Source organism: Paenibacillus sp. FSL R5-0470 (assembly GCF_037975205.1).
Lineage (GTDB): Bacteria > Bacillota > Bacilli > Paenibacillales > Paenibacillaceae > Paenibacillus_AQ.
This window is the reverse complement of record NZ_CP150238.1, coordinates 1803633-1817088: the sequence shown is the minus strand read 5'-3', so window position 1 is coordinate 1817088 and position 13456 is coordinate 1803633. Positions and strand designations below refer to the sequence as shown.

Annotated in this window: 10 protein-coding genes; 2 read left to right on the top strand and 8 right to left on the bottom strand. The window is 43.5% G+C overall.

What is annotated here, in order from left to right:
* Nucleotides 1–41 precede the first annotated feature (41 nt).
* The gene (locus MKY99_RS07890) at nt 42–1232 is read left to right on the top strand and encodes an AI-2E family transporter (protein ID WP_149645806.1); all 1191 of its coding nucleotides are present in this window, start codon (nt 42–44) and stop codon (nt 1230–1232) included.
* Here the strand turns inward: MKY99_RS07890 and MKY99_RS07885 are convergent.
* From MKY99_RS07885 to MKY99_RS07850, 8 genes are all read right to left on the bottom strand, one after another.
* On the bottom strand, nt 1193–3001 hold the full coding sequence (locus MKY99_RS07885; protein WP_339269751.1) for a penicillin-binding protein 2: 1809 nt from the start codon (nt 2999–3001) through the stop codon (nt 1193–1195). The two genes, MKY99_RS07890 and MKY99_RS07885, sit on opposite strands and share 40 nt — an antisense overlap.
* 187 nt (nt 3002–3188) lie before the next feature.
* A complete protein-coding gene (locus tag MKY99_RS07880) occupies nt 3189–5261 on the bottom strand; it encodes a methyl-accepting chemotaxis protein (protein WP_339269750.1) in 2073 nt (690 codons plus the stop codon).
* 48 nt (nt 5262–5309) lie between these two features.
* Entirely contained in the window at nt 5310–6272 is a 963-nt protein-coding gene (locus MKY99_RS07875) for an alpha/beta fold hydrolase (protein ID WP_339269749.1), read from the bottom strand.
* A gap of 488 nt (nt 6273–6760) precedes the next feature.
* Nucleotides 6761–7792 carry a glycoside hydrolase family 130 protein gene (locus tag MKY99_RS07870; RefSeq protein ID WP_076284259.1) on the bottom strand — a complete coding sequence of 344 codons (1032 nt, stop codon included), beginning with the start codon at nt 7790–7792 and terminating at the stop codon, nt 6761–6763.
* A gap of 76 nt (nt 7793–7868) precedes the next feature.
* Nucleotides 7869–8702, bottom strand: coding sequence for a carbohydrate ABC transporter permease (locus tag MKY99_RS07865; protein ID WP_042186110.1), 834 nt, complete (start codon nt 8700–8702; stop codon nt 7869–7871).
* Between the two features lie 3 nt (nt 8703–8705).
* Nucleotides 8706–9587 carry a sugar ABC transporter permease gene (locus tag MKY99_RS07860; protein WP_042186108.1) on the bottom strand — a complete coding sequence of 294 codons (882 nt, stop codon included), beginning with the start codon at nt 9585–9587 and terminating at the stop codon, nt 8706–8708.
* Nucleotides 9588–9715: 128 nt separating this feature from the next.
* Nucleotides 9716–11086 carry an extracellular solute-binding protein gene (locus MKY99_RS07855; protein WP_339269746.1) on the bottom strand — a complete coding sequence of 457 codons (1371 nt, stop codon included), beginning with the start codon at nt 11084–11086 and terminating at the stop codon, nt 9716–9718.
* Between the two features lie 318 nt (nt 11087–11404).
* Nucleotides 11405–12184, bottom strand: coding sequence for a response regulator (locus MKY99_RS07850; RefSeq protein WP_339269744.1), 780 nt, complete (start codon nt 12182–12184; stop codon nt 11405–11407).
* Nucleotides 12185–12486: 302 nt separating this feature from the next.
* Here MKY99_RS07850 and MKY99_RS07845 point away from each other — a divergent pair, with 302 nt between their 5' ends.
* Nucleotides 12487–13437 carry a 1,4-beta-xylanase gene (locus MKY99_RS07845; protein WP_339269742.1) on the top strand — a complete coding sequence of 317 codons (951 nt, stop codon included), beginning with the start codon at nt 12487–12489 and terminating at the stop codon, nt 13435–13437.
* The last annotated feature ends 19 nt before the right edge of the window (nt 13438–13456 follow it).

Genomic DNA, 13456 nt, shown 5'->3' with positions numbered 1-13456 from the left:
CTGACCTATCAACTTATTAAAAAAGGGAGTTGTTTATATCTATGCTGCCGTTATACAAAAAATATTGGCGCACGTTCTTCGACATTGGATTAATTGTCCTCACGGTCTATCTGGTTATGTTCGCCTTCAGTAAATTGTATCAGTTAGCTGCACCTGTATTCCTATCTTTTTTTGTATTTTTGCTTATTGAACCGCTTGCCCGTTTCTTGAACCGACGGGGGCTTGCTAAACCATTCGCTTCAGCGATCTCAGTGCTTCTGTTCTTAATCGTTCTTCTGGGTACGTTATTTGGCGCTGGGCTATTGGTCACCATCCAAGCGCTTCACTTTCAAGATAACCTTCCTAAGTATACATATGTGGTGCAACAACATTTCGTGGAATCCACAACCTACCTTCAGCAAAAAATCGAAAGCTTGCCGCCGGATATTACCGATAAAGTAAATGGCTATTTTAAAGATGCCACGAATGTTCTTACTGGATGGCTTGTTACTTTTCTAAAATATATGGTCGGTGTGCTCGGATCCTTCTCCTCCTTCATGGCCAATTTTGGGATCGCCATTATTTTAGCATTTTTCCTTAGTATGGAGATTAAAGATTGGCGCAAGATTGCCCATGACAAAATGCCAAAAACATTTAAAACTGCTTACGCTTTTTTGCAGGGCAACGTCTTTAAAGCCATCGGCTCTTATTTAAAAGCCCAGCTTATACTGATCAGCATTACCTTTGTTATAGTACTGGTTGGCTTATTCATACTAAGGACCGGTAACGAAATCACTATGGCGCTTATCTGTGCTGTATTTGATGTTTTGCCGCTCCTTGGTGTAACGACGATTTTAGTCCCTTGGATCATCTATCTGTTCATTGTTGGCAATACCTCATTAGCAATCGGTTTAATCGTACTCCTGGCGATTGTATTGATTGTAAGACAGCTGCTTGAACCGAAGATTACCGGGAATTCGATTGGCGTATCGTCTGCTTTTCTGATGCTGTCCTTCGTCATTCTGTCCACATCCGCTTTCGGTATGGCCGGTCTGATCCTGTCGCCGATTCTGCTTATTCTGATCAAAGAACTAATTCAACAAGGATATCTTCAGAGCTGGATCTATTTGCCTCAAGAAGAGTTTATCGTTTCGCCCTTTGCTGCAAATGGCCCTTCATCTAAGGGCAAGGCCACTGCTACTCCTCCGGAGCCTCAAGCTTCTGTAGAAGACGATAATAAATCAAATATCTGACCGAACAGCTTAATGGCGAGATGCGGACTATCCGGAGCGACATTCTCTACTGCAACTGATACAGCATATTTTGGGTGATCCACCGGACCGTAGCCGATAAACCATTGATTGTTGCGTGCTACGCCCTTAACCAGCGTCTGTGCCGTCCCAGATTTACCTGCAACAGGCCAGTGTGTGCTTTGTAGACGGGTTCCCGTTCCTTCCGTTACAACTTTGCGCATCATGGACAGTAACTGGCGGGCTGTAGACTCAGAAATCCTCCCTGCTGAGGAAGGGGACAGATGTCCCGGCAGCTCCTCCAGCTTCTGCCCGTTCGCAAATGTGATTCGCTGCAGAATCCTTGGTGCCCTTACTTCACCTCCGTGCAGTAGCGTTACAATAAGATTAGCTGCTTGTAAGGGTGTGACTTGTACATCCCGCTGTCCAATTGCAGTTTGTACCCTGGCTCCCTTGTCATCCGGCAGTAAGGTAGTAAAGATGGTTCCCTTTTGCTCTCCGGAAAGTGGTTTTAGAAGTGGAAACCCAAGTGTCTTCTCGGCTTGCCAGCTGATATCTCTACCGAGTCCTAGCGCCAGTGCAGTTGATTGAAGCTGGATACCGCTTAAGCGCTCTGCCAGAGCAGCAAATACAGTATTACAGGACACGGCGAATCCTTGCGCCAGCGTAAGGGGTCCGTGTCCTTTTCCTGTCAGACAAGACAATCCATATTTCTCAAATTGCCCTGAACAATAAAAAAGCTCATCAGCGGAGGTTACACCCGCTTCTAAGGCCGCGGCGGCTGTAACGATTTTGAAGATCGATCCAGGAACGGCAGCCTGGAGTGCCCGATTGTTCCACTCCCCGCCTTGCGGAGATATCTTCTCTGGATTATAAAAGGGTAAAGATACCATGGCTTCAATATCTCCCGTCCCGGTATCTAACACCACTATGGCTCCTTCCTTCATTCCGGATTTGAGCGCAAGCTCCTCAATTCCCTCCTGAAGCTTTTTATCAATCGTTGTATATAACGACAGAGGGAAATAAGGATTGCCCGGAGCTTTAACTTGAATGGGACTGCCTGGAAGGCGATTCCCACGCGCATCCACTTGAACATATGCTTCCGTGTGTCCTACCCCTTGAAGCAAAGGCTCTAATGTCTTCTCTAAACCGTCCGTTCCCGTCATAGGAACTCTAAGACCCGTAGGAGAAGCCTTAGCTCCAGCATGCATAGTGGCTTCCGATAAATAGCCTAGCCATTGCCGACCTGAAGAAATCCCATCATATCTGCGTGCGAAAGGAAGCACGCCTACTCCGTCGATCCCCAGTGCACTCACTTCTTCTGCCTGTGCCTGAGACAACGCGAGTGGTCCTTTTCCCACTGAAGATGGCCATAGTAAAGGTTCTTTAAGTGACGACCGCTTATTTAACAGTTGTTCATAGCTGACACCCAGAATCTCCGCCAGTCGGTGCATGGGTTTAGCTTCTTCGTAAACAACCTTCGTCACAGATTTCTTAGCCATCTCCTCTTGTGGAAAAAAAGCCGCCGTCCAAATGGTTTCCCCCGCAAGAGGCTCATTCTTGCGGTCATACAGACGTCCCCGACCGCTATCCAGTACAGTCTCCCGTTCACTTTGAATTTCCGCCATCTTCGCAAGTGTATATTTTGTTCCAGGAACCGTCTGTTCCTTCATAATTAGCTGAACCCACGCCAGCCTAAGGATCAACACAGCTACAGCCGCAGATAAAATAAGAAGACCGCTGAATACACGCCGATGTTTGTTATTACGCAATGTCTTCCCTCCTGAGCAGACTCCACACTTATTATGTCCTACCTACATCCATTAGAATCGCCATAAAATGTTCATTGCAACATCAGAAGCTAAAATTTATATTCTGGCTTGTCACCGCTCAAAACAAAGAACCGCTTCTCCAAAAGGAATAAGCGGTTCTTTAATTTAGTATTCTGTTACGGCTACCCTACACGCTGAACTTCGATAATTTCTCCTTTAACTGCAAGGATGCATCCTCCAGCTTCAAAGAAAGCTCTACCAAATGATCACTTACACTTTGTTGCTCTCCACTAAGTGAGGCTACTTCTTGAGAGGCAGCTGATGATTCCTCAGCTATTGAGCTTACGTTGCTCATCGAATCGGATAGAACCTTTTGCGATTGACTCAGGCTGTCCATCGACACAGTTACAGCATTCAGACGGGCGATAAAATGCTGCATCTGATCCTGCACAGATACGAAGATATCGCTAGTGCTCTGCACGGAAGTCATTTGCTGATTAAAGAGCGGTGCAACTTCTGAAAGGACCACAACCGTCTCGTTCATATCTCTCATAACGGTATCTGTTATTTCTGCCACAACAGCGATAGACTCTTTCGATTGATCTGCAAGCTGGCGTATTTCATCGGCTACCACCATGAATCCTCGCCCGGCCTCGCCTGCTCTTGCTGCTTCAATGGTGGCATTCAGAGACAAAATATTTGTCTGCTGAGTAATATTTTGCATCACATTAAGAACCTTCATAACGGAAGATGCCGTTTCTGTCAGCTCGTTAACCTTCATCACAAGCTGATTCGTCTTCAGGCCCGTCCTATTCGTCTCATTAAGTAATTCTTTCAACCTGTTGAAGCCTTCCTCACTGAGTTCACCGATGCTATGTGCGGTGTGATCCATCTCGTGAGTAGCTGAATTAACTAAATCCATCTGTACCGAAATTTGCCCCGTCAACTCATTGCCACGATCAGCTTCCAAGGCCAGACTGCCAGCACCACCCGCAATTTCTTCCGTGGCCGCGGCAATATCCATAGCTGCATCAGCGGTCTTGCGCGAAACACCGCTAAGCTCATCGGCGGTTTCCAGTACCTTCCGAGCGGTTTCATTCGTATGGATAACCAGCTCTGTTATTCGTTCCATCATCATGTTAAAAGAACTGGATAACTGACCGATCTCATCACGTGAGGTGATATTCGTACGCACCCCTAGATTCCCTTCGGCTCCCTCTGACATCAAATTCTTAAGTCTGGTCAGCGGTCGAGATACCATTCTGAACATCCAATACCCTATCAAAATGGCGATAATAGCAGCTACAGCAACAATAATATAAGTAGTCTTGAGAATACGCAGCGCGTCTTTCGTCAAGTTCTCAGCCGGTACAACACCAAGTAATCTCCATCCCGAGGTCTCTAGTGTTCCATATACAGCTAATATAGATTTACCCTTCTCATCCTTTGTTGGCAATGAGCCTGCTGTATTCTGCAGCCCCCCCAAAAGCGTCCCTCCCAAATTCAGATATGTATCTGTGCCCACTTGCTGGGAGGAGGCAATCAATTCATCCTTATTCGTCAGCAATTGCATGTAAGAGCTTGTTCCAAGATCCACTTTACGAAGCTGATTTTCTAATTCGCTAATTCTAATATCGTTAATGACTATGTATCCCGAGCTTTTAGAATCACCGGCAATCGATTTTGCCAAATGGAAAACACCTGATGTATTTCCTTCCTGGCCCTGTAATTCACGTGGAATCCATATACTCTGTGGCTTCTCTTCTAGCTGCTTAAACCATGAGGATTCTCTGAAACTCTCAATAAAAGCGCTATCTTTGGTACCCGCCGAAGAAATCGAAAAACCTTCATTCATCGGAATAAGGTATACGGCCTCCACACCGTTTGATGCCGTGAGCCAATCATTTAGCTGCGCACTAATCTGGTTAGATAGTACCTTACGTTCCTCATTACTTGTAGTGGGATTATTCCCTTGTTTGAGTGCACTTTGAATTTCATTGTCATACAAGATTCTTCCTAGACCATCCTCATAACGTAACAATTCCACATCAAACTTCTCAGCGGTTTGAACGACTGTCTGTTGATTGGCTGACAGCGCATTCGTCTCGATCGTATGCTCAGCTACGGAATAGGAAGTGTAGCCGAGAGAGAGCACGAGCACCATCGTCGAAACAAAGAAGATGAGAAAAAGCCGCACCCCAATGGATTTGGATGGATGCAGCTGGAATCGTCTTTTTTCTTTTTTCACTTGTACTTTCATCTAATCATTCACCACCGTTGTCGTCTGTTATGCCTACTGGCTTATCGTTTACAAGGTCATGAACATTTGTAACACCCGATCGGAAAGATATGGCAAATACTCATGACCGTACTCATAATAAACCATAAGCTCTTTGGGCGCTAGTACTTTGTTGTACGCGGCAAACTGCGTTGAAGGTGGACAAATCACATCGGATAACCCTGTAACCCATAACATTTTGGCTTGAATTCGCTCCGCGAGATTCTGAATATCGATGTAACCCAGTCTATTAAAAATCTCGTCCTCACGTAAATGATGAGGATCAAAAAAGCGGAAATAATAGTTAATTTCCTCATAAGCTGACGTAGTGATATCAAGCTCCCAAGCCCGTCTATAATCTGAAAGAAACGGATACACAGGAACGGCCATGCTCACACGCGGCTCTAATGCTGCACAAGCTACAGTAAGCGCTCCGCCTTGAGATAAACCAAAAGCACCTACTCGTGCTGGATCAACTTCCTCCATAGACATCAATATTCGAGCAGTCTGCGCTGTATCCAGAAACACATTACGATAGTAAAGGTTGTGCGGATTAGGATCGTCAATGCCGCGAATAATATGTCCACGAATGGTTGTGCCTTTTACTGTAAGATTATCTTCGGAAAGTCCGCCTTGTCCCCGGCAATCCATCGCAAGGACACTAATTCCATGGGCCGCATAACTCACCTTCTCCATCCAATCCCCGCTGTCACAGGAATATCCATGAAACATCACGACACCAGAACCTTTTTCTGAACCCCTTTTCTTCGGTCTTACATATTTACAATGGATTCTTGCTCCACCAACGCCGGTAAAATACAGATGAAAACATTCCGCCAGCTCGCTGACGAACTCCGCAGGCTCTAGCTCATAATCTAGTGACTGGGCGTCCAGATCATGCAAAGCCCGCTCCCAAAATGCGTCAAAGTCGACTGGTTTTGAGCTGCTTCCGTTATATTTTTTTAATTGTGACAATGTCATGTCGTTTCCCATATTAAGGTCCTCCTTAAGGTTTTTTCACTTAAAAAACAATGGAAACGGAAAACCCGCTTATGTGAGTTTTCCGTTAGTTTCTTCTAATAACAAGAGCTCGCTAGTTGCACTAAACACCACCAAACAGGTTAGTTTAAGTGCACTTTGTGCAATAGAATCTCTCCATATGAGCATCAGTTGGTGTTCTATTGTACTTTGTGCAATCAGTTCGAGCGAAAATGAGCATAAGAGTGATTTTTGCGGAAATCCATTGCAGAGAGTGCAATAGATTCTATTTTTCAGACGAAATCGAGAGTTTCTATTGCAGAGAATGCAATGAAAAGCTCAAGCCACATAACACATAACACAAAGCGCGCAACGTGCAGAACCCAGCACATAAAATACAGCACACTACACGCCGCACACTTTTTTCGAACGCTGCTCAGCCACCAAATATCTACCCAACTTCACTCTACCTAAAGCTTGTTCCTCAAAGGTTGTTCACCCTATTAAATTTTACCTAAACCCGCATCATCGCCAACCTCTTCATGGGTGTCGATGACATAGTTGACGATTTCATCAACAGTTGTATATGCAACGCCTACATAAGTGTCAGCAGCGCCATAATAGATGGCGATACGGCCCGTTTCTGCATCATGCAGAGTGGCACATGGGAACAGAACGTTATTCACAAAACCTCTTTCCTCATACCATTCTTCAGGAGTTAGCACAAAATTTTTCGAGCGATATTTTACTTTCGAAGGCTCGTTAATATCCAAAATAACTGCACCCATGCTATATACAAGACCGTTGCAGGTACCAGTAACGCCATGGTAGAACATCAACCAGCCTTCTGTAGTTTCAATCGGTGCAGGTCCGCCGCCAATCTTGACACTTTGCCACCAGCCTTGGCCACCTTTACTCATGACATGGCGGTGTTTACCCCAAAATACAAAGTCAGGACTTTCACTAAGGAATACATCACCGAATGGTGTATGGCCGCTGTCACTTGGACGGGACAACATCACGAAGTTATTGTTGATTTTTCTAGGGAACAATACACCGTTCCGGTTGAAGGGCAGGAATGGATTTTCCAAGCTGGTAAATGTTTTGAAATCTTGCGTTTTAGCAACACCGATAGCTGCGCCGTAAAAATCTGTACACCAGATAATATAAAATGTATCTTCGACCTTAACCAGACGTGGATCGTAAGCATAACGCGGCTGATAAGAGTTACCTTCTTCATCTATAAATCGGATCGGCTCATCATCGATTTCCCAATCTAGACCGTCAACACTATGTCCCATGCGCAAATGCGGACGCGTTGTGTTATCTTCTACACGAAATACTCCGATAAAACTACCTTCAAACGCAGTAACCGCACTATTAAAAATACGGGCTACTCCTTTTGCAGGATTTCTTTTGATAACCGGGTTATCATTATGTCTCCAAATCGGGTTCTCGTAGCCAGCAGGCTTATCCTGCCAAGGCATGTTCGGGATGTTCACTGCACTCGCTCCTACCAATTTCACTTCATTCATTAGTATTCCCTCCAAATGTATGCAACTTTTCAGTATGCTACTTTATCTAGTGCTGCTATGAAATCTACTACTAAGCTTACTTAACGGAACCTTGCGAAAATCCATTGTAGATATACTTTTGCAACGCGGTAAACACAACCAATGTCGGAATAATCGCGATCATAATCGCCGCACATATTACTTCCCACTGCGATCCATATGGACCTTTAAACTTAAAGAGTGCTGTGGAGATCGTTTGGAGATCTGTTTTCGGCATATATAGGAAAGGAGTGTAAAAATCGTTATAAATATTTACGCCCTTCACAATAATTACTGTTACAATTGCCGGTTTCAGCAGTGGCAAAATAATTCTCCAATAAATCGTCCAATACGAAGCCCCGTCCAGCATCGCGGATTCATCCAGTGACTCGGAAATCGAATCCAGAAACTGCATGAAAATATATACAGCGATAATATCCGTACCGAGGTACATCACGATGGGTGCCCATCTGGTATTAAACAAGCCCAAGTGATTGATGATTTGGAAGGTTGCCACTTGCGTTGTAACACCCGGAATCAGGGTAGCAATCAGAAACATACTGATAAGAACTTTACTGCCTTTAAATTTGAAGCGGGATAAAATATAAGCCATCATCGAACCCGTCAGCGTTGCACCCAGGATAGAGATCACAACGATAATGACAGTGTTTTTAAATCCTAGAAGCATTTTGCCATCAACAAAAGCCTTAGTGTAGTTGGAGAAATTCAGCCAATTCTCTGGTAGCGTTAACGGTCCGGTTGAAGCGTATTCCGGCCCTGTTTTTAATGAGGCAAAAAATACAACTACGATAGGTATCAATGCTGCAAGTGCTCCCAAAATCAAGGTGAGATATTTGAATATACTAGCAGTGGTATATTTTACAGAATGCATAGTTTATTTCTCCTCCTTGATCAGAACGCGCTGCAAAATAGTAACTACTATAACGATACCCAGCAAAACTACGGCCATCGCTGACGCTAATCCAACTTTGCTATATTTGAACGCTACATCGACTGTCTGAATAACAAATGTGCTACTTCCGTTAGATCCGCCTGTCATGACGTATGGAATTTCAAACACACCAATAGCGCCACTGACCGCAAGAATCAGGTTCAATTGCAGAATACGTTTAATACTTGGCAAAATAATATGCATAAACTGATGCCATCTGTTTGCACCATCAATCTCAGCAGCTTCATAAATATCCGAACCGATCGAGGAAATAGCCCCAAGGAAGATCAGGAAGTTCATCCCCATGTATCTCCACAGTGACGCACCTGCGAGCGAGAAGTTAATCAAATTCGGATTGAGCAGCCACTTCTGCTGTAAACCGCTGAGTCCGAGCAGGTTAAGAATCGTATCTAGCGTTCCATCTGGTTTGAAAAAGAACAGAAAGATAAAGCCGATCGCTACACCGTTTAGCAAGGTTGGGAAGAACAAAATCCCTTTGAATAAATTTTTCATGCGAACACTAAAGCTCAGTATGGTTGCAAAATACAAAGCAAGTGCCATCTGAATAAAGGTAGTGAAGAAATAATACAAGCTGACCTTAAATACGGAAAAATACTCCGGTTTCGTAAAAATGGTTTTGTAGTTTTCTAACCCAACGTACTCCATATTTTTACTTAGGCCATTCCAGCTGGTGAAGCTGTACCGAAACATACTGATTACTGGATAATAAGCAAATGTGAGTAGTAATACGATCGGCACTAATGAGAACAAGCATATGATGGCAATCCGTTGATTTTTGTAACTCAAATTCGAAAACTTGAACACCCGATACACCTCCAGAAAAGCATCCTCATTTATTTATGACTCGTTTAAATGTGAAGGGGGAAATGCCCGTTCGCATATCCCCTCCCACATCCACTACCGCCTATAGCATTTAAGAAAGCTTATAGTTGTTACTGTGCTGTGACTTTAGCGCGAGCGGCTTTCCACTTGTCGTTGAGGTCCTTCATGATGTCATCATAGGATTCTTTTCTGTTGCCAATTGCGGCTTCAATAATCCGTTTCTTGAAGTCTGGTTGCCAAGCACCGATTTCGGCTTGTTTGTCGATTTCATCAGACCAGCCTTCTTCACCGGCTTTAGCAGCTGCAAGTGTATCAAAGGTTACTTCAGTGCCTTCATATTGTTTCAGAATTTCTGGAAGCTCTGCACCGATAGCCGGGCTCATACCGCCACCTTCAGTCGTTGGGTAGCCAGATTCGTTAATGAACCAATCCACCCAAGCTCTAGCAGCTTCTTTGTTTTTACTATGAACGCTGACACCCAGATTGTAGTCACCAGCAAGTGGTACAAGGATTTTATCTGCATTCGTAGGGAATGGCATAAAGCCAACATCATCTGGATTCGTTGCTAAACCTTTGATTTGACCGATTGCCCAAGATCCAAGAACCATCGTGCCGATTTTTCCGTTAGCCAGATCCGCTTTGGAAGATTCCCAGTCTGTAGTCGTTGGATCTTCTTCAATCAAACCTTTTTGTGCTGCATCGTACAGGATTTTGTACAGCTCATAGTGAGGTTGACCTGGAACATAGTTATCGTCGCTAGCCACTTGACCAATGTTCACATAATCACGGTTACCAGCTACTGTAGCCAGATCCGCTTCCCATTGGGTCAATGTCCAGCCAGCTGCGTAGTTTGTGTACAGAGGCACAGCTTTCGTTTTGTCTTTAACAGATTGCAGAGCAGTTAAGAATTGTTCAGGCGTTCTTGGAACCTCTGTAATCCCGGCATCTTTAAAGACTTGTTTGTTGTAAATAATACCGTTAAAGTTGATGGTCATTGGAATTCCGTAAGCCATTCCGTCTACTGCTCGTTCTTCCACACCTGTATATTGTTTTTGCATATCTTCGAGTGTACCCAGTGGTTCGAAGAAATCGGGAATATCTTTAATAGCTATGCTTGTAGGTAACAACAGAACATCGCCATAGTCACTAGTGCTCATGCGAATTTTAATTTGATCTTCGTAAGTAGCAAGCGCTTCAAAGTTTACCTTTACATCAGGATATTTCTCATTGAACTTAGCCGCATACTCTTTGAATACGGTATCAACAATATCCGTTCTTTGCGTAATAACCGTGATATCCCCTTTAATATCCTTGTCTGCTGCATCATCAGCCGGAGCTACCGTCGCCTCTGTTGAGGATCCATTGCTTCCTGTGTTTTTAGCGCCTTCATTGTTGGTGTTGTTGTTTGAGGAACAACCGCTAAACAATCCTGCCATAAGTGTCAGTGCCATCAAGCCCATCATTGTTTTGCCTTTTTTCATGCTTTTACGACCCCTCTCTTCAATTCGAATCTAATTTGGTTTAATAACAAAAATAATAACTTTTATCATCACTATCAATTTAATAGAGTAATCGCTATTATCAAACTCACTGAAATACTCTTAAAAAAAGTGATGATATCGCTTACAAACTCATTATAGATCTATTTTTAACGCAAAACGATGGTTTGAATTGCTTTTTCTGGTCTTGTATTTGTTATTTTTGTTTTTATTATGGTGTTTTTATTATCTAATTTATTGAAAATAGCCACAAAAAAAGAGAGCTTATCGCTCTCCTAAATAATAGCTTCCTATATAGGACTAAAACTCACGTTCCAATTTCGGTAATTTACAGCCACTTTTGTAATCCTTAGGTGTCATACCACACATTTTCTTGAACAATTTATTAAAATAAACCGGATCACTATAGCCAACCTTATCGGCAATTTCATAATTTTTTAAGTCGGGATGCTCGATCAGCAATTCTTTCGCCTTAGTAATACGAATCCGAATTAGATAATCGGTGATGGTTTGCCCCGTCTTTATTTTAAACAACCGGCTGAGGTAGCTCGCATTCATACCGACGGTCTCCGCCAAACGCTCAAGTTCGAAGTTCTGATCATACTCCCTCTCCAGTATGCTTTTAGTCTGTTCAACTACGTAATGCTCTCCACCATCTGCCGCTTGAGAGAACATCTCCTCCTGCTCTGTGACGTTCTTTTTCTTTGTATCCTCTACTCTCTTGAGCAATTCATATAGCTGAGTCTTATCAATAGGTTTTAGTAAATAATCCATCACCCCATGGCGGATTGCTCGGCGGGCATATTCAAATTCACTAAAACCGCTAAGAACGGCAATAGGTATATCCTCCATATGTCCTCTAACCTGTTCAATCAACATAAAGCCATCCATTCTAGGCATTTTGATATCTGTAATAAGCAGATCAATGTCATCTCGGGATAACTTTTCAAAATGCTCCCAGGCTTCCACCCCGTTACCGTAGGATCCAATTACATGTACATCTAGCTCCATCCTCGATGTGATTTTTTCTAGCCCCCTGCGAATGACCTCCTCGTCGTCCGCAATCATAACATTTATCATTTGAGCACTTCCCTCCAGTTGTATCTGCCAGTTATTATGATTGCTCCATCATCACGAATAGAATTCTTCCTATGTATTACGTCAATGTACGATTACACTCTTTTATAGTCTTGTATTTACTATAACGAAAGTTATTCTAATTTCCCAGCTGCAACTATAAATTGTCCTTGAAATCATCTTCGAAAAAGTATATAACTAAATTAAGTTGTTATTATAAACTAACAAATTAATAATAACTATATAACAAAATTAATTTACTAATTATTCTCTTTTCTATTTTCAATGTAAGGTGGGGATTCTCGATGATATTTAACAACGAATACATTGCAGGCATAACCTGGGGCTTCTCGGGTACACGTGGTTCATGGAAAACGGAAGAAGCGGAACGTTCGATGGAACTCATGTCTTCAGTCACTGGAGCGAACTGGACGGCCATTGCCTTTAGTGCGCTTCAAGCTACCGCTCATTCTACGGAAATTCCCTATGGGGAGGCGCCAACCGTTACCGACGAAGAAGTGAAACAGTCCATCAGTAAAGCGAAGTCACTGCAGCTAAAGGTATGCCTGAAGCCGATCGTTAATTGCGCGGACGGAACTTGGCGTGCTCATATTAACTTTTTCGATAAGGATGTTCCTTGCGAGCCTAAATGGTCTGAGTGGTTCAGCTCTTATACTAAATTTATTCTGCATTATGCTGCTATTGCTGAAGAAACAGGCTGTGAGATGTTCTGTATCGGCTGCGAGCTTGTACAAACGGATAGACGAGAAACCGAATGGCGTACGCTTATTGCCGAGGTTCGGAAGGTTTACTCAGGAATTCTTACTTATAATTGCGATAAGTATCAGGAGGATAACGTGACCTGGTGGGATGCGCTCGATGTGATTTCTTCAAGTGGATATTATCCAGCTAACGATTGGGAAGCTCAGCTCGACCGGATTGAGCATGTGGTGAGATCACAGAATAAGCCATTCTTTTTCATGGAAGCGGGTTGCCCAAGCCGAAGCGGGAGTGCGGCGATTCCTAATGATTGGACCTTGAAGGGTGAACCAAGTCAAGCAGAACAAAGCAAATTCTATCAGGCAATGTTTCAAGGCTGTGAGCGCAGAGATTGGGTTCAGGGCTTTATGCTTTGGGATTGGCCTACTCATCTTTATCCAATTCATGAAGCAGAACACAATGATGATTATTGTATGTATGGCAAACAAGCCGCTGGGATCATCAACGATTACTTCACCTCGAAAATCAATAAGTAATGTGAGGAGTGACTACTTA

Excerpts from the sequence above, each read along its gene's own strand:
- MKY99_RS07890 (WP_149645806.1), top strand. The coding sequence starts at position 42 with ATGCTGCCGTTATACAAAAAATATTGGCGCACGTTCTTCGACATTGGA.
- MKY99_RS07880 (WP_339269750.1), bottom strand. The coding sequence starts at position 5,261 with ATGAAAGTACAAGTGAAAAAAGAAAAAAGACGATTCCAGCTGCATCCA.
- MKY99_RS07875 (WP_339269749.1), bottom strand. The coding sequence starts at position 6,272 with ATGGGAAACGACATGACATTGTCACAATTAAAAAAATATAACGGAAGC.
- MKY99_RS07870 (WP_076284259.1), bottom strand. The coding sequence starts at position 7,792 with ATGAATGAAGTGAAATTGGTAGGAGCGAGTGCAGTGAACATCCCGAAC.
- MKY99_RS07865 (WP_042186110.1), bottom strand. The coding sequence starts at position 8,702 with ATGCATTCTGTAAAATATACCACTGCTAGTATATTCAAATATCTCACC.
- MKY99_RS07855 (WP_339269746.1), bottom strand. The coding sequence starts at position 11,086 with ATGAAAAAAGGCAAAACAATGATGGGCTTGATGGCACTGACACTTATG.
- MKY99_RS07850 (WP_339269744.1), bottom strand. The coding sequence starts at position 12,184 with ATGATAAATGTTATGATTGCGGACGACGAGGAGGTCATTCGCAGGGGG.
- MKY99_RS07845 (WP_339269742.1), top strand. The coding sequence starts at position 12,487 with ATGATATTTAACAACGAATACATTGCAGGCATAACCTGGGGCTTCTCG.